The sequence below is a fragment of the Tepidiphilus succinatimandens genome, assembly GCF_006503695.1.
Lineage (GTDB): Bacteria > Pseudomonadota > Gammaproteobacteria > Burkholderiales > Rhodocyclaceae > Tepidiphilus > Tepidiphilus succinatimandens.
Window position 1 is genome coordinate 86031 of the sequence record NZ_SBIK01000009.1, and the last position, 22231, is coordinate 108261.

19 protein-coding genes and 1 pseudogene are annotated in these 22231 nt (G+C 65.9%); 7 read left to right on the forward strand and 13 right to left on the reverse strand.

All coding sequences use genetic code 11. The features are described from left to right. Positions 1-22 precede the first annotated feature (22 nt). The 9 genes from EPD82_RS06985 to pilM form a co-directional block, all read right to left on the reverse strand. Entirely contained in the window at positions 23-4702 is a 4680-nt protein-coding gene (locus tag EPD82_RS06985) for a glutamate synthase-related protein (protein WP_141056237.1), read from the reverse strand. A gap of 219 nt (positions 4703-4921) precedes the next feature. Then, positions 4922-6040: a deoxyguanosinetriphosphate triphosphohydrolase gene (locus tag EPD82_RS06990; protein ID WP_055422853.1), complete on the reverse strand. Its 1119-nt coding sequence runs from the start codon at positions 6038-6040 to the stop codon at positions 4922-4924. Between the two features lies 1 nt (position 6041). Continuing rightward, complete coding sequence (gene aroB, locus EPD82_RS06995; protein ID WP_055422854.1) at positions 6042-7121, reverse strand: 3-dehydroquinate synthase; 1080 nt, start codon at positions 7119-7121, stop codon at positions 6042-6044. Continuing rightward, positions 7114-7674, reverse strand: a complete 561-nt coding sequence (locus EPD82_RS07000) for a shikimate kinase (RefSeq protein ID WP_088178253.1) — start codon at positions 7672-7674, stop codon at positions 7114-7116. The genes aroB and EPD82_RS07000 overlap by 8 nt, the downstream gene beginning before the upstream one ends. Positions 7675-7792: 118 nt before the next feature. Beyond that, the gene (locus EPD82_RS07005) at positions 7793-9952 is read right to left on the reverse strand and encodes a type IV pilus secretin PilQ (protein WP_141056238.1); all 2160 of its coding nucleotides are present in this window, start codon (positions 9950-9952) and stop codon (positions 7793-7795) included. Then, positions 9949-10491, reverse strand: a complete 543-nt coding sequence (locus EPD82_RS07010) for a pilus assembly protein PilP (RefSeq protein ID WP_055422856.1) — start codon at positions 10489-10491, stop codon at positions 9949-9951. Before EPD82_RS07010 ends, EPD82_RS07005 begins: the two co-directional genes overlap by 4 nt. After that, positions 10488-11156, reverse strand: a complete 669-nt coding sequence (locus EPD82_RS07015; protein ID WP_055422857.1) for a type IV pilus inner membrane component PilO — start codon at positions 11154-11156, stop codon at positions 10488-10490. The genes EPD82_RS07010 and EPD82_RS07015 overlap by 4 nt, the downstream gene beginning before the upstream one ends. Continuing rightward, positions 11153-11743: a PilN domain-containing protein gene (locus EPD82_RS07020; RefSeq protein ID WP_055422858.1), complete on the reverse strand. Its 591-nt coding sequence runs from the start codon at positions 11741-11743 to the stop codon at positions 11153-11155. The genes EPD82_RS07015 and EPD82_RS07020 overlap by 4 nt, the downstream gene beginning before the upstream one ends. Beyond that, positions 11740-12810: a type IV pilus assembly protein PilM gene (gene pilM, locus EPD82_RS07025; RefSeq protein WP_028874316.1), complete on the reverse strand. Its 1071-nt coding sequence runs from the start codon at positions 12808-12810 to the stop codon at positions 11740-11742. Before pilM ends, EPD82_RS07020 begins: the two co-directional genes overlap by 4 nt. Positions 12811-12930: 120 nt before the next feature. On the opposite strand from pilM, the gene EPD82_RS07030 reads away from it, so the two are divergent. The 6 genes from EPD82_RS07030 to EPD82_RS07055 are packed head-to-tail and all read left to right on the forward strand — an operon-like array spanning position 12931 to position 19103. After that, positions 12931-15321 carry a penicillin-binding protein 1A gene (locus EPD82_RS07030; protein WP_141056239.1) on the forward strand — a complete coding sequence of 797 codons (2391 nt, stop codon included), beginning with the start codon at positions 12931-12933 and terminating at the stop codon, positions 15319-15321. Positions 15322-15335: 14 nt separating this feature from the next. Further along, positions 15336-15902, forward strand: a complete 567-nt coding sequence (locus tag EPD82_RS07035; RefSeq protein WP_055422860.1) for a YqgE/AlgH family protein — start codon at positions 15336-15338, stop codon at positions 15900-15902. Next, complete coding sequence (ruvX, locus tag EPD82_RS07040; RefSeq protein WP_141056240.1) at positions 15886-16362, forward strand: Holliday junction resolvase RuvX; 477 nt, start codon at positions 15886-15888, stop codon at positions 16360-16362. The genes EPD82_RS07035 and ruvX overlap by 17 nt, the downstream gene beginning before the upstream one ends. After that, positions 16359-16883 (forward strand): bifunctional pyr operon transcriptional regulator/uracil phosphoribosyltransferase PyrR, encoded by a 525-nt coding sequence (pyrR, locus tag EPD82_RS07045; RefSeq protein ID WP_141056241.1) that lies wholly within the window; start codon positions 16359-16361, stop codon positions 16881-16883. Before ruvX ends, pyrR begins: the two co-directional genes overlap by 4 nt. Next, a complete protein-coding gene (locus EPD82_RS07050) occupies positions 16861-17832 on the forward strand; it encodes an aspartate carbamoyltransferase catalytic subunit (protein ID WP_055422863.1) in 972 nt (323 codons plus the stop codon). The genes pyrR and EPD82_RS07050 overlap by 23 nt, the downstream gene beginning before the upstream one ends. Further along, positions 17829-19103 carry a dihydroorotase gene (locus EPD82_RS07055; protein WP_141056242.1) on the forward strand — a complete coding sequence of 425 codons (1275 nt, stop codon included), beginning with the start codon at positions 17829-17831 and terminating at the stop codon, positions 19101-19103. The genes EPD82_RS07050 and EPD82_RS07055 overlap by 4 nt, the downstream gene beginning before the upstream one ends. Here the strand turns inward: EPD82_RS07055 and EPD82_RS07060 are convergent. The 4 genes from EPD82_RS07060 to EPD82_RS07075 are packed head-to-tail and all read right to left on the reverse strand — an operon-like array spanning position 19100 to position 21526. After that, positions 19100-19402 (reverse strand): DUF167 domain-containing protein, encoded by a 303-nt coding sequence (locus tag EPD82_RS07060; RefSeq protein WP_141056243.1) that lies wholly within the window; start codon positions 19400-19402, stop codon positions 19100-19102. The two genes, EPD82_RS07055 and EPD82_RS07060, sit on opposite strands and share 4 nt — an antisense overlap. Then, positions 19399-19992: a YggT family protein gene (locus EPD82_RS07065; RefSeq protein WP_141056244.1), complete on the reverse strand. Its 594-nt coding sequence runs from the start codon at positions 19990-19992 to the stop codon at positions 19399-19401. Before EPD82_RS07065 ends, EPD82_RS07060 begins: the two co-directional genes overlap by 4 nt. Then, positions 19992-20810, reverse strand: a complete 819-nt coding sequence (gene proC / locus EPD82_RS07070; protein WP_055422867.1) for a pyrroline-5-carboxylate reductase — start codon at positions 20808-20810, stop codon at positions 19992-19994. Before proC ends, EPD82_RS07065 begins: the two co-directional genes overlap by 1 nt. After that, a complete protein-coding gene (locus EPD82_RS07075) occupies positions 20807-21526 on the reverse strand; it encodes a YggS family pyridoxal phosphate-dependent enzyme (protein ID WP_141056245.1) in 720 nt (239 codons plus the stop codon). Before EPD82_RS07075 ends, proC begins: the two co-directional genes overlap by 4 nt. Positions 21527-21598: 72 nt before the next feature. Between EPD82_RS07075 and EPD82_RS07080 the strand changes: the two are divergent. Continuing rightward, a pseudogene (locus EPD82_RS07080) lies at positions 21599-22114 on the forward strand (type IV pilus twitching motility protein PilT); the annotation flags it as partial. Positions 22115-22231: the final 117 nt, after the last annotated feature.

Consider the following 22231-nt stretch of genomic DNA (forward strand, 5'->3'; position numbering starts at 1 on the left):
TCTTTGCAATCTCCAGAGAGAATCAGGCCATGCTGGCCGCACGCGCGGCAGCGAGTTCGCGCAGCGCCCGGCGATATTCATGAGGCATTACCTTGACGAACTTGGCGCGCCACAGGCTCCAGTGCGCCAGGATCTCCTTGGCGCGGCGACTGCCGGTGAGGCGCGCATGGCGCTCGATGAGCCCCTTGAGGATGAGCTCGTCGCCCATCGTCAGGTGGTCGATGCGCACAAAGCCGTGCGTCTCGAGTTCGGGGCCGAAGTCGGACTGCGCCCGCGCTTCCAGCTCCTCGGGCAGGGGCTCGAGCGCCACCTGCACCTGGTTGCATTTCTGCGCGAAGTCCCCGTCGAGGTCGAGCACGTAGGCGATGCCGCCCGACATGCCCGCGGCGAAGTTGCGCCCCGTGCGCCCGAGCACCACCACCGTGCCGCCCGTCATGTATTCGCAGCCGTGGTCTCCCACGCCTTCGACGACGGCGACCGCACCCGAATTGCGCACGGCAAAGCGCTCGCCGGCCACACCGCTGAAGTAGGCTTCGCCCTCGATCGCCCCGTAGAGCACGGTGTTGCCGACGATGATGTTCTCCGGCGCCTCGCCGCGGAAGGCCGGATCGGGGCGCACGATGACGCGCCCGCCCGAAAGCCCCTTGCCGACGTAGTCGTTGGCCTGGCCGATCAGGTCGAACGTGACGCCGCGCACGAGAAAGGCGGCGAAGCTCTGCCCGGCCGTACCGCGGAAGGTGAAGCGCACCGTATCGTTGGGCAGGCCCTCGTGGCCGTAGCGCTCGGCGATGCGGCCCGAGAGCATCGCGCCCACCGTACGGTTGACGTTGCGGATCGGCACCTCGGCGTGCACCACCTTGCGCGATTCCAGCGCCGGCCTGGCGAGTTCGAGCAAGCGCAGATCGAGCGCCTTGTCGAGCCCGTGATCCTGCGTCTCGCAGTGGCGCGTGGCCACCCCCTCCGGCGCTTCGATGCGCGCGAGCACCTTGCCGAAGTCCAGCCCCTTGGCCTTCCAGTGATCGACGGCCTCGCGCACGTCGAGCAGATCCACCCGACCGATGAGCTCGTCGAACTTGCGCACGCCGAGCTCGGCCATGAGGCGACGCACTTCCTCGGCCACGAAGAAGAAGTAGTTGATCACGTGCTCGGGCTGCCCGGAGAAACGCCGGCGCAGCTCGGGATCCTGCGTCGCCACACCCACCGGGCAGGTGTTGAGGTGACATTTGCGCATCATGATGCAGCCGGTGACCACCAGCGGTGCCGTGGCGAAGCCGAACTCGTCGGCACCGAGCAGCGCCCCGATCACCACGTCGCGCCCCGTCTTGATCTGACCGTCGACCTGCACCCGTACCCGGCCACGCAGACGGTTCATCACCAGCGTCTGCTGCGTCTCCGCCAGGCCCAGCTCCCAGGCCGAACCGGCGTGCTTGATCGAGGAGATGGGGGAAGCCCCCGTGCCTCCGTCGTGACCGGCGATCACGATGTGATCCGCCTTGGCCTTGGCCACGCCCGCGGCGACGGTACCCACCCCCACCTCGGCCACCAGTTTCACCGAGATCGAGGCCTTCGGGTTGGCGTTCTTCAGGTCGTGGATGAGCTGGGCCAGATCCTCGATCGAATAGATGTCGTGGTGCGGCGGCGGCGAAATGAGCCCGACGCCCGGCACCGAGTGGCGCAGGAAGCCGATGTACTCGGTGACCTTGTGCCCCGGCAGCTGCCCACCCTCGCCGGGTTTGGCGCCTTGCGCCATCTTGATCTGGATCTGGTCGGCGTTGACGAGGTATTCGGCCGTCACCCCGAAGCGGCCGGAGGCCACCTGCTTGATCGCCGAGCGCAGGCTGTCGCCGGGCTTGAGCTCGAGATCGCGGGCGATGCGATGCGGCCCGATCACCTCCGAGAGCCGGGTCGGTTTGGCGATCGGCTTGAAGCGCGCCGGATCCTCGCCGCCTTCACCCGTGTTGGACTTGCCGCCGATGCGGTTCATCGCCACGGCGAGCGTGGTGTGCGCCTCGGTGGAGATGGAACCGAGCGACATCGCGCCGGTGGCGAAGCGCTTGACGATCTCACTGGCCGGTTCGACCTCTTCCAGGGGGATCGGCTGCGCCGCCTTGCGGAAACGGAAGAGGCCGCGCAGGGTCATGAGACGGCGGCTCTGGTCGTTGATGATGCGGGCGTACTCCTCGTAGGTCTCGAAGCGCCCCGAGCGCGTGGCGTGCTGCAGCTTGGCGATGGCATCCGGCGTCCACATGTGCTCCTCGCCGAAGCGCCGGTAGGCATACTCGCCGCCGACGTCGAGCCGGTTCTCGAGAAAGAGGTTCTCGCCGAAGGCCGCCCGGTGCAGGCGGATCGCCTCGTCCATCAGATCGAAGACGTCCAAGCCCTCCACCTGGCTCACCGTGCCGGTGAAGTACTTGTCGCACACCGACTGCTTGATGCCCACGGCCTCGAAGATCTGCGCACCGGTGTAGGACATGTAGGTCGAGATGCCCATCTTGGACATCGTCTTCATCAAGCCCTTGCCGATGGCCTTGATGAAGTGCTTGACGTACTCCTGCTCCTGCTTCTCGTCGCCGTTGGCGAGCTCGCGCAGCGTCATGAGCGCCAGATAGGGGTGCACGGCCTCCGCTCCGTAGCCCGCGAGCACGGCGAAATGGTGCACCTCGCGCGCCGAGCCGGTCTCGACCACCAGGCCCGTGCGGGTGCGCAGCCCCTTATCGACCAGGTGCTGGTGAATGGCGGAAGTGGCGAGCAGCGCCGGAATGGCGACGTGCTCGGCATCGACCTTGCGGTCGGAGACGATGAGCAGGTTGTAGCCATTGAGCACCGCATCCTCGGCCTGGGCGCACAAGGAAGCGAGCCGCGCCTCCACCGCCTCCTTGCCCCAGGACACGGGATAGCAGATGTCGATCTCGTGGCTGCGGAAACGGTCTTTGGTGAAGCGGGCGATGTCGCGCAGCTTGGCCATCGCCTCGAAGTCGAGCACCGGCTGCGGCACTTCGAGCCGATAGGGCGGGTTGATCTCGTTGAGCTCCAGCAGGTTCGGCTTCGGGCCGATGAAGGAGACGAGCGACATCACCATCTGCTCGCGGATCGAGTCGATCGGCGGGTTGGTCACCTGCGCGAAGAGCTGACGGAAGTAATGGTAGATGGGCTTGGGCCGCGCCGAGAGCACTTCGAGCGGCGCGTCGTTGCCCATCGACCCCACCGCCTCTTCGCCGCTCTCGGCCATGGGGTCGAGGATGAACTTGAGGTCTTCCTGCGTGTAGCCGAAGGCCTGCTGCAGGTCGAGGATGGGCACGGACGACTGCGCCGAATACACGGCGGCGCTGCCGGGCGCGGGCAGGGAATCGATCTTGATGTTGATGCGCTGGATCCACTCGCGGTAGGGCTTGGCGTTGGCGAGCGTCTCCTTGAGCTCCTTGTCGTCGATGATGCGGCCCTGCTCCATGTCGATGAGAAACATCTTGCCCGGCTGCAGGCGCCACTTGCGCACGATCTTCTCTTCGGGAATGGGCAGCACGCCGGCTTCAGACGCCATGACGACGAGATCATCGTCGGTGACGAGGTAGCGCGCCGGCCGCAAGCCGTTGCGATCGAGCGTCGCCCCGATCTGGCGCCCGTCGGTGAAGGCCACCGCCGCCGGACCATCCCAAGGCTCCATCATCGCCGCGTGATACTCGTAGAAGGCGCGACGGCGCTCGTCCATGAGGGTATGCGCTTCCCAGGCCTCGGGGATGAGCATCATCATGGCGTGGGCGAGCGTATAGCCGCTCATCACCAGGAGCTCGAGCGCGTTGTCGAAGGAGGCCGAATCCGACTGTCCCGGATAGATGATGGGCCAGAGTTTTTCCAGATCCTTGCCGAGCAGGGTGGAGGAGACGCCCCGTTCGCGCGCCCGCATCCAGTTGTAGTTGCCGCGCAGGGTGTTGATCTCGCCGTTGTGCGCGATCATGCGGAACGGATGGGCGAGGTTCCACTTGGGAAAGGTATTGGTCGAGAAGCGCTGATGCACCAGCGCGAGCGCGGATTCAGTGCGCGGATCGGCGAGATCCTGGTAGTAGCGGCCGACCTGGTCGGCGAGCAGCAGCCCCTTATAGACCACGGTGCGTGCCGACATGGAGGGGACGTAGAATTCCTTGGCGTGCTCGAGGTTCAAGGCGCGGATGGCATTGGCCGAGCGGCGCCGGATCACGTAGAGCTTGCGCTCGAGCGCGTCGGTGACCATGACTTCAGGACCGCGGCCGATGAAGATCTGCCGGATCACCGGTTCGTTGGCCTTCACCGCCGGGGACATGGGCATGGTGCGATCGACGGGCACGTCGCGCCAGCCGAGCACCACCTGTCCCTCGGCGCGCACTGCCCGCTCGATCTCCTCTTCGCAGGCCAGGCGCGAGGCGGTCTCCTGCGGCAGAAAGACCATTCCCACGCCGTAGTCGCCGGCCGGCGGCAGCGTCACCCCCTGCTTGGCCATCTCTTCGCGGTAGAGCCGGTCCGGAATCTGGATGAGGATACCGGCCCCATCGCCTTGCAGGGGATCGGCCCCCACTGCACCGCGGTGATCGAGATTCTTCAGGATCTCCAGCCCCTGGGTGACGATGTCGTGGCGCTTGACGCCCTTCAGATGGGCGACGAAACCGACGCCGCAGGCGTCGTGTTCGAACTCGGGACGGTAGAGACCGGCAGATGGCGACGATTCGGACATGGTCAGGCTTTCCTCGACTCGGATCCAATGGGTGTGAAAAGAAGGGTGCGCTGATCCGGCGCAGCAAAACCGCGCCTCGCGGAGGATGGAGCACGGACGGCGAGGCTTGGCGCCGAAAAAAGCGGGCGAAACACTATACCGTCGAAGTGCCCGCCGATCAAGATCGGCAAGCGAGAAATTTGTCCCTGATCTTTGCATGGTCAAAGGCGGCGGGCAGGCTCAGAACGCCTCTTCCAGACCGAAGAGTCGACGGTGCTCGCGAACGGCGTAGCGGTCAGTCATTCCGGCGATGTAATCGGCCAGTGCGCGCCGGCCTTTTTCGGCGAAACGGCGCCGGTGCGCCTCGGGCAACAAGGAAGGATCGGCGGCATAGGCGGCGAAGAGCTCGCGGATGATGCGCTGCGCCCGGCGGTTCATGTCGACCACCCGCGGATGACGGTAGAGCTGAAGGAAGAGAAAGCGCTTGAGCAGCGCCACTTCCTCGCGCATCGTGCTCGAATGCTGCACGAGCGACGGGGCGCGGCGCACGTCCTCGACGCAGGCGGGATCGGCCTCGGCGATGCGCCTGCGGCTCTCCTCGACGAGATCGAGCACCATGAGCGAGATCATGCGGCGGATCGTCTCGTGGATGAGGCGCTTGCGCTCCAGCCCCGGGTAGCGCGCCTGAACCTCGGCGCGCGTGCGCGCAAAAATCGGCACCGACTCGAGGGAATCCAAGGTGAGGAGACCGGAGCGCAGACCGTCGTCGATGTCGTGGTTGTTATAGGCGAGTTCGTCGGCGAGATTGGCGATCTGCGCTTCCAGCGAGGGCCGCAAGTCGCGGCGAAACCGCTCGGCCACGTCCCCCAGCCGGGCCCAGTGCTCCGGCCGGCAGTGCTTCAGGATGCCCTCGCGCGTCTCGAACATGAGGTTGAGCCCGTCGAATTCGGCATACTTCTCCTCGAGCTCGTCGACGATGCGCAGCGACTGCAGGTTGTGCTCGAACCCGCCCTCCTCTTTCATGCACTCGTCGAGCGCCTCCTGTCCTGCGTGCCCGAAAGGGGTGTGCCCCAGGTCGTGCGCCAGCGTGATCGCCTCGACCAGCACGTCGTTCACCTCGAGCATCTGGGCGATCGAGCGGCCGATCTGCGCTACTTCCAGCGAATGGGTGAGCCGCGTGCGAAAGTGATCCCCGACGTGATTGACGAAGACCTGGGTCTTGTATTCCAGCCGGCGAAAGGCGCTCGAATGGACGATCCGGTCACGGTCGCGCTGGAACTCGCTGCGCGGCGCCGCGCTCGGCTCGGGGTGCCGTCGCCCGCGGCTCGCCGCTTCATGGACGGCGTAGGGCGCGAGCATCTCAGCTCCTCGCTTCGATCGCGGCGCGCAACACGGACGGCGGAACCTCTGCCGTCACCACCGCGCGGCCGATGCCCTGCAGCAGCACGAGCCGCAGGCGCCCGCCGCTCACCTTCTTGTCTCCGGCCATCCAGTGCAGCATCTCATCCACCGGCAAGCCCGGCCCCTGCACCGGCAGGCCGGCGCGGATCAAGAGCCCCTCGATGCGGGCGAGCTCGTTCTCGTCGAGCCAGCCCAGGCGCAGCGACACCTCGGCCGCCATCAGCATCCCCACGGCCACCGCCTCACCGTGCAGCCAGCCGACGTAGCCTGTCCCCGTCTCGATCGCGTGGCCGAAGGTGTGTCCCAGGTTCAGCAGCGCCCGTTCGCCGCGCTCGGTCTCGTCGGCCGCCACCACCTCGGCCTTGTTGCGACAGGAACGCTCGATGGCGAAGGCCACGGCCCCCGGCTCCAGCGCGAGCAACGCCTCCATGTGCCCCTCGAGCCACTCGAAGAAAGCAGCATCCCGGATGAGCCCGTACTTGATCACTTCGGCGAGCCCCGCGCGCAGCTCGCGCAGCGGCAGGGTCGCGAGCGTATCGGTGTCGATGAGCACGGCACGAGGCTGATGGAAAGCTCCGATCATGTTCTTGCCGCGCGGATGGTTGATCGCCGTCTTGCCGCCCACGGAAGAATCGACCTGCGCCAGGAGCGTGGTGGGCATCTGGACGAAAGGAGCCCCGCGCTGCCAGGTGGCGGCGGCGAAACCGGTCATGTCGCCGATCACTCCCCCTCCCAGGGCGATGAGGGGAGTGGTGCGCTCGGCACGGGTATCCACCAAGGTATCGTAGATTTTCTCCAGGGTCTGCCAGTTCTTGTACTGCTCCCCGTCGGGCAGCACCACCGAGTCGACGCGCACGGCGTGACGCTCCAGCATAGTCGTTACGCGCTCGAGATAGAGCGGCGCCACCGTCTCATTCGTGACGAGCACCGCGCGCGGCTGCTCCAGGTGCGGCAGCAGCAACTCATGGGCCGTAAGCACGCCGGAACCGATGAAAATAGGATAGGACCGCTCACCCAGATCGACGGCCAGCTCACGCATCCCGCTCTCCTTCCGCCACCACCGCCCCTTCCCCTTTGCCCGACCGGTAGTCGCGCACCGCCTCCTCCACCCGCGCGAGCATGGCCGCAGGCTTCAGCCGACCGCCATCGACCACGACGTCGGCCACCTCGCGGTAGAGCGGGTCGCGCTGGGCGTAGAGTTCGAAAATGCGCTGCCTCGGCTGCGGCACCTGCAGCAGCGGCCGATGGCGATCGTGCCGCAGTCGCTCCCACAGCACCTCCGGTGGCACGTGCAGATAGACCACGATGCCGCGACGGCGCAGCTGCGCCCGGTTTTCCGGCCGCAATACCACCCCGCCGCCGGTGGCGAGCACGAGGTCCTCGCGGCCGAGCAGCTCGGCAAGCATCCGCGCCTCACGCTCGCGAAATCCCTCCTCGCCCTCGACGGCGAAGATCGTAGGGATGGAGACGCCGGTTCGCGCCTCCAACTCCTGGTCGCTGTCGATGAAAGCCAGCCCGTGCCGCGCCGCATAACTGCGGCCCAAGGTCGTCTTGCCGGCCCCCATCATCCCGATGAACACGATGGGCTCCACCCGATACGCTCACATTCGTTGATCGAGGCTAGTGTACCGTAAAAAAAGCTCTGCCATACGGCGTAAAAAAACCCGCCCCTGCAGCAGGCGGGTCTTTCATGCACGAGGCGCGGCAGACTCAACGCAGGCGCAGATCCTCGGCAACGATGCGCGGCGTGAGGAACACCATCAGCTCGGTGCGCGTCGCGGAATTCGACTTGTTGCGGAAGAGATTCCCGAAGACCGGCACATCGCCCAGCCAGGGCACCTGATCGACACCGTTGGTCTCGGACTCCTGGAAGAGGCCGCCGAGGACGACGGTCCCCCCGTTGTCGACCAGGACGTCGCTCACCACTTCACGCTTGCGGATCGGCGGATTACCCTGAATGCTTCTTGAATAATCCGGCTGGTCGTCATGCACCACCACCTTCATGCGGATCCGGCCATCGGGCGTAAGCACCGGCGTGACCCGAAGTTCGAGCACCGCCTCCTTGAATTGCACGTTCGGTGTGGTCATGTTGTTGGCCGTCACCGTCGTCACGTAGGGGATCTCCTGTCCCACGGCGATACGCGCCTCGATGTTGTTCGCCGTCATGATCTTCGGGTTGGAGACGATGCGGCTCTTGCCCGTGACCTCGGCCAGGTTGAGCTCGAGGTTGAGGAAGCGCGTCGCCGAGCGGTTGAAGATCGACAGCGCGAACGTCGAGAATTGCCCGGCATCGACGTTGGTATTCTGCTGGAAGAAGGGACGGTTGATCGGTCCAATGTTGAAATAATCGGCCGAAATGATTGGCCTATTGTTCGTATTGAGCTTGGCCCCGATCTCCTTGTTGAAGTTCGACGACACTTCGAGGATGCGCGCCTCGATCACCACCTGGCGCGGCGGCACGTCGATCTGCTTCAGGAGCTCGCGCACCGCCTGTAGACGCTCTTCGACATCGGTGATGAAGAGCTTGTTGGTGCGCATGTCGAAGGTGGCCATGCCGCGGTCGGAGAGCATTTTCTTGGTATTGCTGTTGTTTCCGCCGCTGGTATTGTCATTCGAGATCATGGCGTAGATCTCGGCCGCCGAGTGGTAATTGATCTGGAAACTCTCGGTGACCAGCACCCCCTTCTCGATGCTCTGGTTGAGCGCATCCAGACGCACCTTCTCCTGCTCGGCGATCTCCTGCGCCGGCGCCACCCAGATGACGTTGCCCTGCTGACGCTTGTCGAGCTTCTTGTTCTGCAGGATGATGTCGAGGGCCTGATCCCAGGGCACGTCGACCAGGCGCAGGGTGATGGTGCCCTGCACGGTGTCGGAGACGACGATGTTGAAGCCGCTGAAGTCGGCCAGCACCTGCAGCACGGCGCGCACGTCGATGTTCTGGAAGTTGAGCGTGAGTCGCTCGCCCTTGTACTGCGGCTTGCCCACGAGCACCTTGTTGGGGTCTTCCTGAATCGGCTGGATGTCGACGACGAAGAGCGCGTCGGCCTGATAGGCGGTGTGCTGCCAGTTGCCCTTGGGCTCGATCACGAGCACGGTATCACGCCCGCGCCGCTCGAAGCGGAAACTCTGCACCGGCGTGGCGAAATCGGTCACGTCGCTGCGGCGGTAGAGCTCCTGCGGCAGCGCCGTCTCGGGGAAGACGACCTCGATGCGCTCGCCGGCACGGCGCAGGTCGGGCGCGATCTCAGGGGTGGAGAGATGCACCATCACCTTGCCCTCACCGTTCGTTCCCCGCCGGAAGTCGACCGAGAGGATCGAAGGAACGACGGCCCCACCCCCCGACGAGGCGGCTTGCCCCACCGCCTGCGTCTGGTAGGGAACGAGGGCTTCCTGCGCCTTGCTGGCCATTTGAGCGGCGGTACCGGCTTCGAGCTCGAGACCCCAGCCCGAGCCGATCTGGGCGAGGCGGTAGGTCATCGGCTGCGACAGGGCAAGGACGACCCTCAAGCGCCCGGCCGCCTCGACCGCGTAGATCCGCTCGATGCCGTTGCGCTTGATCTCCCGCGAGGGTGCTCCCAACTGGCTCTTCGCATTGGGAAAATCGATGACGATGCGCGAAGGGCTGGTGAGCGCGAAATGCGAGGGATTGGCGACGCTCCCCTCGAAGACGAAATCGACCCGCATCCCTCCCTGTCCCGATTCGACGAGGGAGACGTCTTTGAGGAGGGCGGTCTTCTCCTCGGCCATGGCCGAACGCCCGCCGACCAAAAGCAGCGTGAGGCACATTCCCAAGACGAGGATTCCCAGCCAGCGTGCGGCGGCACTCCTCTTGGGCTCGAAACCCAGGACTTCTCCAGCTTCGCGAATCATTGTTTTCCCTCCAAGTTCAATTCCACCGGCCGCTTGACCCAACGCTGTTCGGCATCCTGCACCATTTCTTCGATCTTGAGCTTGGTATCCTCGATCGCCACGACCCGACCGAAATTCTGTCCGAGATAGGAGCCCACCGAGACGGGATAGACGCCGTCCGGGGCCTCGATCAGCGCCCGGATCTCTTTGCCCCGGCGCAATACCCCTCTGAGCTTGAGCTCTTCGAGCGAGAAACGCTCGAGCGGCTCGCGCGGCCGATTCATGTCTGGCGCGGGCAAGCCCCCTCCCTTGGCCGACTTGAGCGCCGGCGGGGCCAAGCGGCCGGGATCGAAGGGGTCGGTCAAATCCTGAGCCTTGTAAGCCACTGGAGGAAACGGCTTGACTTCGGGAAGCGGCGGGACCCGCCCTTTCAGCCCCCGGGCAGATTCCTCCATCCATTGCTGGATGTCGGTCACGTCCGAAGGAGGGGCCTCGACGCACCCGGTCAGCAGGAATGCGGCCAAAACCGACGCAAACGCAGGCAGTGAAGGGAAGCTCATTTTTTCCCTCCTTTTGCCGCCGGCTTGGGTGCGGCCGCGTTGAGCTCTTCCTCGTCCAGATAACGGTAGGTGTGCAGCGTCGCCTCGAACTTCAGGCCCACGTCCTTCTGCGGCGCGAGCTTGATGTCGCCGAACGTCACCACCCGCGGCATGGAAGAGACGTCGCTGAGAAACCCGGCGATCTCGTGGAATCCCCCTTCGAGTGCGATCGCCACGGGCATCTCGACGTAGAAGTCTCGCCGCGCCTCGTCTCCCGGCCGGAACAACTCGAAACGCAACCCCCGCTTCAGCCCGAATTGATGCACGTCCTGCAACAGGGCATCCATCTCGGATTTGCTCGGGAGCTGCTTCAGCAAGGCGCCGAACTGGGCTTCGGCCGTACGCAGCTGGGCCCGGTATTCCGGCAGATTGACCGCTTGCCGTTTCTTCACCAGCCACTGGTCGCGCAACTCTTTCTCCTGCCCCTTGACACGTTCGAGCTCCTCGGCCTGTGAGGTCCAGAAAAACCACCAGGCACCGGCGACGATGAGGGCAAACAGCAGCACCATGACCGTGATTTGCGGAGCCGGCGGCCATCTGCCGGGATCTTGAGGATCCAGATCGCGGAACTGCCTGATCCAACGCAACGGATCGCGCCGCAGATCGAAGCGCACATCGACTTTCATGGTTTGCCCTCCGCCGCCGGTTTTTCCGCTCCCATCGCCTCGATCACGGGACGGTCCATGCGCAACTGCAAGGCGAACCGAACCACCCTTTGCCCGTTTCTATCGAGGCCCAAGGTCTCGATGAGCCGCACGTCGGTGAGATAAGGCGAGGCATCGAGGGAGCGCATGGTCTCGGAGACGCGCGCGTTCGACTGGGAAACGCCGCGCAAGGTCACGAGGGCGTCGCGCCGCTCCAAGGACTCGAGAAAAGTGGCTTCGGGAAGGCGCCGGGGCAGCTCGTCGAAGAGCAGCACCGGCTCGACGCGACGTGCGCGCAGGGACTCGATGACGTTCTTGCGGGCGACGATGCCATCGATGAGGGTGCGCAATTCTTTGAGCTCGGCAAGCTGCTTGTCGAGCTGGCCGATCTGCTCGGTGAGGAAGCGGTTACGCTCCTGCTGTCGCTCGATGAGCCCATTGAGGTAGAGAGAGCCGATGATGCCAACGAGCACCCCGGCCAAGGCAGCGGCGACGAGCCCGCTGTAGAACAGGCGCCGGCGCCGTTCTCGCAGCGCTTCGCGCCAGGGCAAGAGATTGATACGGGTCACTGATCGAACCTCCGCAGGGCGAGACCGGTGGCGATGACCATGCGCGGCGCGAGACTAGGGCGAAGGCGGTCACGCAGGCGCGGATGGACCTGAAAACCCTTCCAGGGGTCGGCCACTTCGACGGGAGCCGCCACCCGTTGCCGGACGGCGTCGGGGAGCATCGGCAAAGCCGCCAGGCCCCCGCCCAGGACGACCCGATCGACGTGATCCGAGGACTGGGTTGCAAAAAAATATTGCAGCGCCCGGGCGATTTCCTGGGCGAGCGTGTCACAAAAAGGAACCACCACCTGGCCGAGGAGATCGACCGGCCAGCGATGTTCTTCGGTCATCTGCTCTACTTCCTGAGCCGTTTTGCCGCTGCGGCGCATCAATTCGCGGGCGAGCTGCTGCCCTCCCACGGGCTGGGTGCGATCGAAAACGCGCCTGCCGCGATGGAAGACGAACACTTCCAAGAGGTTCGCCCCGAGATTACAATGCGCCTCGATGCGTTTCGACCTTTCTTCCTCGCTACCCCGAACCAGGGCCCGTTGCCACGCGAGCGAGGCGACATCGACCACCGCGGGTTCCACACCGACCGCATCGGCGAGCGCCACGAGCTCATCGACGCGGTCGCGCCGGGCCGCGACGATGAAGACCTCGACGGTTTCTTCGAGATGGCCCGGCCCCGTGATCTCCCAGTCGAGCGCGACCTCTTCGAGCGGGAAGGGGACGAAACGCGCCGCCTCCATCAGGACGAGCTCTTCGAATTCGCGTTCGCTCTCCAGGGCGGCCAGCGTCACCGTCTTCATCATCACGACGGCATCTGGCAAGGCGAAGGCGAGCCGCTTCGCCCCCCCGTGGTGCTGGGAAATCGCGGCGCGCAAGGCCTGCGCCACCCCATCGAAGTTGACCAGCGCGTTGTCGACCATTGCCCCTTCGGCAAGTGGCACGATGACGCTTTGTTCGATGAGCGGAACTTCGATGCTGCCAGACAATTCCAATGTTTTGACCGCGGAAGCCGAAAGGTCGACCCCGATCAGCCCACTTCCGCTACCGCTCCCCCACCCCAGCAACTTGTCCCAGATCATCCGATGGCCCCCTGTCCGGCATCATGCCTCACGGTCGCGCGGCAATTATAATCGGCATATCCATCCAAGGACAACGCCCTTTCACTCGGTATAATCAAAAAACTTTCTACGGACACCCTCATGTCTCGGGTCAAAACCTCGATACTCGCCCTATTCGCCTTGGGAATCGCCGCCTGTGGCATTCTTGCAACGACCATCGTCCTCGCCTGGCAGCAGCTGCCCACGCTCGATCAGCTCATCGACTATCAGCCGAAGATCCCCTTGCGCGTCTACTCCGCCGAAGGCGAACCCCTGGCGGAGTTCGGCGAAGAGAAGCGTGTCGTCTTAAACGTCAATGTCATACCAGATCACCTCAAGCAGGCCATCCTCGCCGCCGAGGACGAGCGCTTCTACGAGCACCCCGGCATCGACGTGCAAGGCATCGTTCGCGCCGCCTTCGTCAATTTCGTGCGTGGCGGCAAGGCTCAGGGCGCCTCAACCATCACCATGCAGGTGGCGCGCAATTTCTACCTCTCGCGCGAAAAAACCTTCAACCGCAAGTTCTACGAGATCCTGCTCGCCCTCAAGATCGAGCGCGAACTGAGCAAGGATCAGATCCTCGAGCTCTACCTCAACCAGATCTACCTCGGCCAACGCGCCTACGGCTTCGCCGCCGCAGCGCAGACCTATTTCGGCAAGCCGGTGCAGGCGCTCACGCTGGCCGAGGCGGCGCTGCTCGCGGGGCTGCCCAAGGCGCCCTCGCAGCTCAATCCCATCCGCAACCCCGAGGCGGCGAAGAAACGCCGCGAGTATGTGCTCTCGCGCATGCTGGAAGCAGGTTTCATCACGCAAGAGCAATACGCCGCGGCGGTGGCCGAACCGATCGTGCTCGCCCAGGACCGCTATCGCAACGATCCGACCGCGATCAACGGCAACGGCGTCGGCCAGTACGTGGCCGAGATGGCGCGCCTCTTCGCGCTGGAGCGTTTCGGGGACGCTGCCTACACCGCCGGCATCCAGATCTTCACGACGATCCGCCTGGCCGACCAGCGCGCCGCCGAGGCCGCCGTGCGCCACGGGCTTCTGGCCTACGACCGGCGCCATGGCTACCGCGGCCCCGAAGGCATGCTCGACGCCAAAGCGGTGGCCGAGCGCGATTGGGATACCTTGGATGCCCAGCTGTCGTCCTACCCCGATTTCCCCGAGGCGCTCGCCGCCGTCGTGCTGGAAGCGAGCGATCGCAGGCTCGTCGTCTGGCGCCATGGCAAGACCGTGGAATTCACCGACAAGGCGCTCGACTTCGTGCGCCGCAGCCTCGGCGCCAAGGCCCCCGAAGAACAGCGTCTGCGGCCCGGCGCCGTCGTGCGTCTGCGTCCTCTGCCCAATGAGCGCTGGGAACTCACCCAGCTACCCGAAGCGCAGGCGGCGCTCGTCTCGCTCGATGCCGACACCGGGGCGGTGCGCGCCCTCGTGGGCGGCTACGATTTCGGCCTGACGAAATTCAACCACGCCACCCAAGGGCAGCGCCAGCCCGGCTCCTCCTTCAAACCCTTCATCTATTCCGCTGCTCTGGAAAAAGGCTGGGGTCCGGGCAGTTGGGTGGAAGATGCGCCCCTTTTCTTTTCCGCCGAGCTCACCGGCAGCAAGGACTGGGAGCCGAAAAACTACGACGATCGCTACGAAGGCTGGATGCGCCTGCGCGACGCCGTGGCCAAGTCCAAGAACGTGGTCGCGATCCGCGTGCTCAACGACATCACGCCGGCCTACGCCCAACAATGGATCACCCGTTTCGGGCTCGATCCGGCGAAACACCCCGCCTACCTGACGATGGCCCTTGGGGCCGGCAGCGCCAACCCCTGGGAAATGGCGCGGGCCTATGCCGTGTTCGCCAACGGCGGCTACCTCGTCGAGCCTTATTTCATCCAGGAGATCCGCGACGCCCAAGGCAATCTGCTCCTGCGCGTGCAGCCAAAGGTCGCAGGGCAAGACGCGCCCCGCGTACTCTCCGAGCGCAACGCCTGGATGATGGACTCGCTGCTGCGCACCGTGGTCGAGCGCGGCACGGCCGCGGCGGCGCGCGCCCGGCTCAAGCGCTCAGACCTGGCCGGCAAGACCGGCACCACCAACAACCAGGTCGACACCTGGTTTGCCGGCTATCAGCCCAAGATCGTCGCCGTGAGCTGGCTCGGTTTCAGCCAGCCGCGCTCGCTCGGACGGGCCGAGACGGGGGGGCGCGCCGCGTTGCCCATCTGGATCGAGTACATGGAGACGGCACTGCAAGGCCAACCCGAGGTCAAACGCCCCATGCCAGAAGGGATCTCCACGGTGCAGCTCGACGACAAGACCGAGTATCATTACAGCGAATACCCGCCTCCCTCGCCGTATCCACCCTCATCTGAACCCGTCGAAGAAGCTCCTCCGCCAAACGACATGACGGAAGACCCTTTCTATGATTTGATCCAGCAGCGGCGGCAAGGTACGCCCGACGCCGCTCCTCGTGCCCCCGTGCTCGATCGTCCCTTTCTGAATTGAGCTAGAATTCGCCCATGAGCCGATCCCGCGTAAGCCTCAAGCATCATTTCCTGATCGCCATGCCCGACATGGCCGATCCCAATTTCGCCCAGACGGTGGTGTATCTCGCCGAGCACTCCGAAGAAGGGGCGATGGGCGTGATCATCAATCGTCCCACCGAGATCACGCTCGGCACCCTCTACGAGCGCATTGACTTGTCGCCCCCCGTTCCCGCAATTGCCGCCCGGCCGGTCTTCTTCGGCGGCCCAGTGGCGACCGAGCGCGGGTTCGTGCTGCACCGCCCGGGCGGAAGCTGGCACGGCACCACGGTGCTGCCGCATGGTCTCGCGCTCACCAGTTCCCGCGACGTGCTGCAGGCGATCGGCGAAGGCAAGGATCCGCACGACTTCCTCGTCGTCCTGGGGCACGCCGGCTGGGCCCCGGGTCAGCTCGAACAGGAACTCGCGCAAAACGCCTGGCTCACCGTCCCGGCCGACCCCGAACTCATCTTCGGCGTGGCGCCGGAGCAACGCTATGAAGCGGCGCTCGCGCTCCTGGGCGTAGCGCTTCATCACCTCGTCATCCATGCCGGACACGGTTGAAGCCGCCCTGCCGCGGCGCGGAACGGTGCTCGCCTTCGATTATGGCCTTACCCGCACCGGTCTCGCCCAGGGGGATCTCGAATTGCGCCTGGCGGTGCCGCTCACCACGCTTCCCTCGCGCGACGAATCCGCGTTCTTCGCCGCCATCGCCGCGCTGATCGAGGAGTGGCAGCCCGTGCTGCTCGTCGTCGGCCGCCCCGGCGAAGCGCAAGACCACGAGCATGGGCAGCGCTGCGAGCGCTTCGCCCGCCGCCTCCACGGCCGCCATAGGCTGCCCGTGGTGCTGGTCGATGAAGCCTTCTCTTCCTGTGTGGCCGAACGCCAACTCGTGGAAGCCGGCCGCCGCGACTGGCGCCACCGCAAACCGGTGCGCGATGCGCTCGCTGCGCGCATGATCCTGCAAAGTTTCTTCGATGGCGCGCCCTGGCGCGACGCCGTCGCCCCCAAGGAACCCGCATGAACCTACTCCCTGAGGCGGAAACCCTCTATGCGAGGCTGCGCGAACGGCTCGCTCCCGACATCGACCGGTTCGACGCGCTGGTGGGCATCCACTCCGGTGGCGTCTGGCTCGCCGAGCGGCTGCAGCGCGAGCTCGCCCCTGCCAAGGCGCTCGGCAGCATCGATATTTCATTTTACCGCGACGACCTCGCGCAGCGCGGCCTGGGCCGCTCGCGCGTGCGCGCCTCGCACATCCCTTTCCCTGTACAGGATGCGCGGATCCTGCTCGTCGATGACGTGCTCTATACTGGCCGCACCGTGCGCGCGGCGATCAACGAGCTCTTCGACTACGGCCGCCCCGCGCGCGTGGAGCTTGCCGTACTCGTCGATCGCGGCGAACGGGAACTTCCGATTTGCGCGCGTTACGTGGCCCATACCCTGCCCCAGCCGCTGCCTGCCGACGAGCGGCTCGAACTCGCCCGCAATGAAGCGGGCCTCTTCACCCTCCGGACCCTGCGCGATGAGCCACCCACAACTCGATGAACATGGCCGCTTGCAGCATCTCCTGAGCCTCGACGGGCTGCCGCGCGAGGTGCTGCTGCAGATCCTCGACATGGCCGAGCCTTTCCTCGAAGTCACCGAACGCGAAGTGAAGAAAGTGCCACTGCTGCGCGGCAAGAGCGTCTTCAACCTCTTCTTCGAGAATTCCACCCGCACGCGCACCACTTTCGAGATCGCCGCCAAGCGGCTATCGGCCGACGTCATCAACCTCAACGTCAGCACGAGCTCCACCACCAAGGGTGAGTCGCTGCTCGACACCATCGACAACCTCTGCGCGATGAACGCCGACATGTTCGTCGTCCGCCACGCGAGCAGCGGCGCGCCCTTCCTCATCGCCCGTCACCTGCGAGAGCGCGGCCTCGAGCACATCCACGTGGTCAATGCCGGCGACGGACGCTACGCCCACCCCACGCAGGGGCTGCTCGACATGTACACCATCCGGCACTACAAGAAAGATTTCTCCCGGCTGACGGTGGCCATCGTCGGCGACGTGCTCCACTCGCGCGTGGCCCGCTCCGAGATCGCCGCGCTCACCACTCTGGGCGTGGGCGAGCTGCGTGTGATCGGCCCCAAGACGCTGCTGCCCGTAGGGCTCGAACAGTTCGGCGCCCGAGTCTTCCACGACCTGCGCCAGGGCTTGCGCGACGTCGACGTCGTCATGATGCTGCGGCTCCAGAACGAGCGCATGAAAGGGGCCTTGCTGCCCTCGAAGGAAGAGTACCACCAACGCTTCGGGCTCACGCCCGAGAAACTCGCGCTCGCCAAGCCCGACGCCATCGTCATGCACCCGGGGCCGCTCAACCGCGGCATCGAGATCGACTCGGCGGTGGCCGACGGCCCCCGGTCGGTGATCCTGCCGCAAGTCACCTTCGGTATCGCCGTGCGCATGGCGGTGATGAGCCTGCTCGCCGGACAAGGAGCCCAAGCATGAGAGTGCGCATCCGCGGCGCCCGCCTCGTCGATCCCCGTCGTCGCCAAGAAGAGCTCGCCGACCTGCTGATCGCCGACGGGCGCATCGTCGGCCGCGGCCCGGCGCCGGATTTCCACGCCGATCACACCATCGAGGCCGAAGGGTTGGTCGTCTGCCCCGGCCTCATCGATACCTTCGCCCGGCTGCGCGAACCCGGTTTCGAATATCGCGCCACGCTCGCCTCCGAGCTCAAGGCCGCCGTGCGCGGCGGCATCACGCGCGTCGTCACCCCGCCCGACACCGACCCCCCGCTCGACGAAGCCGGCCTCGTCGAGATGCTGCGTTTCCGCTCCGAAGCGCTGGGGCTCGCCCACGTGCACCCGGTAGGCGCTCTCACATTGGGACTCAAGGGCGAGCGCCTCTCGGAGATGGCGCTCCTTGCCGAAGTCGGCTGCGTCGCCCTGGGTCAGGCCGACGTGCCCATCGCCGACAGCCTGTCGCTCTTTCGTGCCTTCCAGTACGCCGCGACCTTCGATCTCCCCGTATGGCTCACCGCCTCCGACCCTTGGCTCGCGGCAGCCGGCTGCGCGCACGACGGGGAAGTGGCTGCCCGCCTGGGCCTGCCAGGCATTCCCGCCTGCGCCGAGACGATCGCCTTGGCGCGGCTTCTGGAACTCGCCCGCGCTACCGGCGTGCGGCTGCACGTGCAGCATCTCTCGAGCGCCGCTTCGCTGCCGCTGCTCGCCCAGGCGAAAGCCTCGGGGCTGCCCGTGAGCGCCAGCGTCTCGGCGCTGCACCTTGCCTGCAGCGAACACGACATCGGGCACTTCGACACCCACACACACGTGATCCCCCCGTTGCGCAGCCAGGCCGACCGCGCGGCGCTCGCCCAGGCCGTGGCCGAAGGACTGATCGACGTGATCGATTCGAACCACACCCCGGTCGACGACGACGCCAAGGCCGTCCCCTTTGCCGAGAGCGAACCCGGTGCGACTGGGCTGGAGCTGCTGCTGCCGCTCACGCTAGCCTGGGGGCGCGAGCGCGGGCTCGACCTCGCCGCGGCGCTCGCTCCCATCACCGACCATCCTGCCCGGCTCCTCGGCCAGGAAAACGCGGGCCATCTGGGAGAAGGTGCGGTGGCCGACCTCTGCCTCTTCGACCCCGAGGCCCGCTGGCAGGTCACACCCGAGTCGCTTGCAAGCCTGGGGAAGAACACGCCGCTCTTGGGGCAAACGGTGCAGGGGCGCGTGGTCGCCACCCTGGTGGCCGGCCGCCCGGTCTTCAGCCGCTAAAGCAGAGTTGCAAGCCGCGCCGCCACCGCCTGCGGATCGGAGGTGGCGATGCGCACGCGCTTGGCACGGCCCGTCTCTCCCTGCACGATCGCGATGGCCGCACGCGGCACGCCGCAGAATTCGGCCAGAAAGCGCACGAGCGCCTCGTTCGCCTTCCCGTCCACGGCGGGAGCGGCCACGCGCAGTTTCAGCGCTCCGCCATGGCGTCCCGCCCACTGGCTGCGTTTGGCGCCCGGCTGCACGTGCAGCCTCACCACCACCGCCTCGGGCTCGAGGCGGATGGGCGACGCTTCATTCATCCCAGCCCGCCGCCCAGCAGCAGCCGCACCAAGAGAAAGCGCAACTGCCCGCCGGCGATCGCCAGCACCTGCAACAGCAGCAGAAAGACGAGAGGACTCAGGTCGATGCCGGCGATCACGGGCACGACGCGCCGGATCGGTTCGAGCCAGGGGGCCACGATCGCCTCGGCGATCGCCGCGGCCGGAGCGCGCGGATTGACCCAGCTCAGGACCGCCGCGAAGAGCACCGCGAAAAAGAGCAGATATCCCAGCACGTAGAAGCTCTCGAGTAGCCCGCCCAGTACCACCAGACCGATGAGCCCGCCGAGCGGCAAGAGCGCGAGCTGGCCGAAGAGCGCCATCTTCAGCAGCACGAAGAGCGACTGCGTCGCCCAGACCAATCCCAGGCTCACTGCGTCCCAGCGCATGCGTGGCTTCAAGATGCGGCGCAGCGGCAACACCGCCCAATCGGTGAGCGCGAGCACGAAACGCCCCAGCGGTGTGTAGAAGGAAATGCGCTGCGCCTGCATCAGCACCCGCAGCCAGAGCACGGCGGTGAAGGCCTGCGCCAAGGTGCCGAGCACCAGATCGAAGAGCTGCTGGCCCATCATCACGGCGCCTCGCCCAGCTGCCGCGCGAGTTCCTGGCTGCGCGCATGGGCGGCGAACACCGCCTCGCGCACAGTCTCGGCAAAGCCCCGCTCGGTGAGGCGCGCGAGCGCCGCCTCCGTCGTTCCTCCCTTGGAGGTCACGTTCTCGCGCAGGCGCGACAGCGGCTCCTCGCTCTCCTGGGCGAGTCGCACCGCGCCCGCGGCGGTGGCCTGCGCCAAACGGCGGGCAGTGGCAGCGTCGAACCCCAGCGCTTCGCCTGCCGCCTGCAAGGCTTCGAGAAAGGCGAAGACATAGGCCGGGCCGCTGCCGGAAAGGGCGGTGATCGCGTCGATTTTTCCTTCCTCCTCGACCCAGAGCACCTCGCCCACCGCCGCCATGATGCGCTCGGCCTCCTCGCGCCCCAGCGCATCGACGCTCGGGTCGGCGTAGAGCCCCGTGACTCCCGCCCCCACCAGGGCAGGCGTATTGGGCATGGCACGCACGAGCCGCCGGTGCCCGCCGAGCCAGCGCCCGATCACGCCAAGCGGCAAGCCCGCGGCGATGCTCAGCACCAGGATCCGCCCCAGACGGCCGGCGAGCGGAGTCACCGCCTCACGCAAATGCTGGGGCTTGACTGCCAGCACGATCACGTCGGTCTCGAACCAGGCATCGTCGAGCACCGTCTGCGCCGCCACGCCGAAGCGCGCTTCCAGCGCCCGGCAGCGCACCGCGTCGGGATCCATCACCTGGACTGCGCGCGCACTCGCCACCTGGCGCGCCAACAAACCGCCGATCAGGGCCTCGGCCATGCGGCCGCCGCCAAGAAAACTGATTCTCATGGTTTCTTCCTCTCCCCGAAAATCGCCGTCCCCAGGCGCACGTGCGTCGCTCCCTCCTCGATGGCGAGGGTGAAATCGCCCGACATGCCCATCGAGAGCACGTCGAGCTCGAGCCCCTGTGCGCGCAGCTCTTCCAGGCAACGGCGCAGCATACGGAAACGCGCACGCAGCACAGCCTCGTCGGAAGTCGGCTCCGGAATGCACATCAGACCGCGCAGGCGCAGACCAGGCAATGCCGCCACCGCCTGCGCGAGCGCCGGCACCTCGGCCGGTGCCACGCCGGACTTGCTCGCTTCGCCGCTCACATTGACCTGCAGCAGCACCTGCAGCGGCCCCAAGGCGGCCGGGCGCTGCGTCGCCAGCCGCTCGGCCACTTTCAGGCGATCGACGGAATGCACCCAGGCGAAGTGTTCGGCGATGGCCCGCGTCTTGTTGCTCTGGATGGGACCGATGAAATGCCACTCGAGCGGCAGGACCGAGAGCGCCTCGACCTTAGCCACGCCTTCCTGTACGTAGTTCTCGCCGAAGACCCGCTGCCCGCAGGCAAAGGCCGCGCGCACGGCTTCCGGCGGCTGAGTTTTCGACACCGCCACGATCGTCACCGAACCGGGAGGACGCCCGGCACGAACCTCGGTCTCGGCCACGCGCGCGCGCAGCGCCTCGAGCCGGCGGCACAAAAGTTCCTCGCGGCGCGACGAATCCGCTACAATCGTCATTCCGAAGCCATACTCGAAGTCTAAGATTGAACCGAGTATAGCATCGCCGCCGTCCGCCTCCCAGGAGATCGTATGGACATCACCGAACTGCTCGCCTTCTCCGTCAAGAACAAGGCTTCCGACCTGCACCTGTCGGCCGGCCTGCCGCCGATGCTGCGCATCAACGGCGACATCCGGCGCATCAACCTGCCTGTGCTCACCGATGCCGACGTCAAGGCGCTCGTCTACGACATCATGAACGATGCGCAGCGCAAGAACTTCGAGGAACATCTGGAGGCGGACTTCTCCTTCGAAGTACCCGGCATCGCCCGCTTCCGGGTCAACGCCTTCCTGCAGGACCGGGGCATGGGGGCGGCTTTCCGTACCATCCCGAGCAAGGTGCTCACGCTCGAAGAGCTCGCCGCGCCGCCCGTGTTCAAGACCATCTGCGATCAGCCCCGCGGCATCGTGCTCGTCACCGGCCCCACCGGCTCGGGAAAATCGACCACGCTGGCAGCGATGCTCGATCACATCAACACGCATCAGCCGGTCCATATCCTCACCATCGAGGACCCGATCGAGTTCGTCCACGAGCCGAAGAAAGCGCTGTAGCGAACAAATAAACTGTCCGGACTTGTAGCACGAGGTTTGTCCGGTTTTCATTAGGTATGGAAGGAGGTGCCTAATGAGACGGACGCAGTTGCTACAGGAGGTACGGAAGATGCG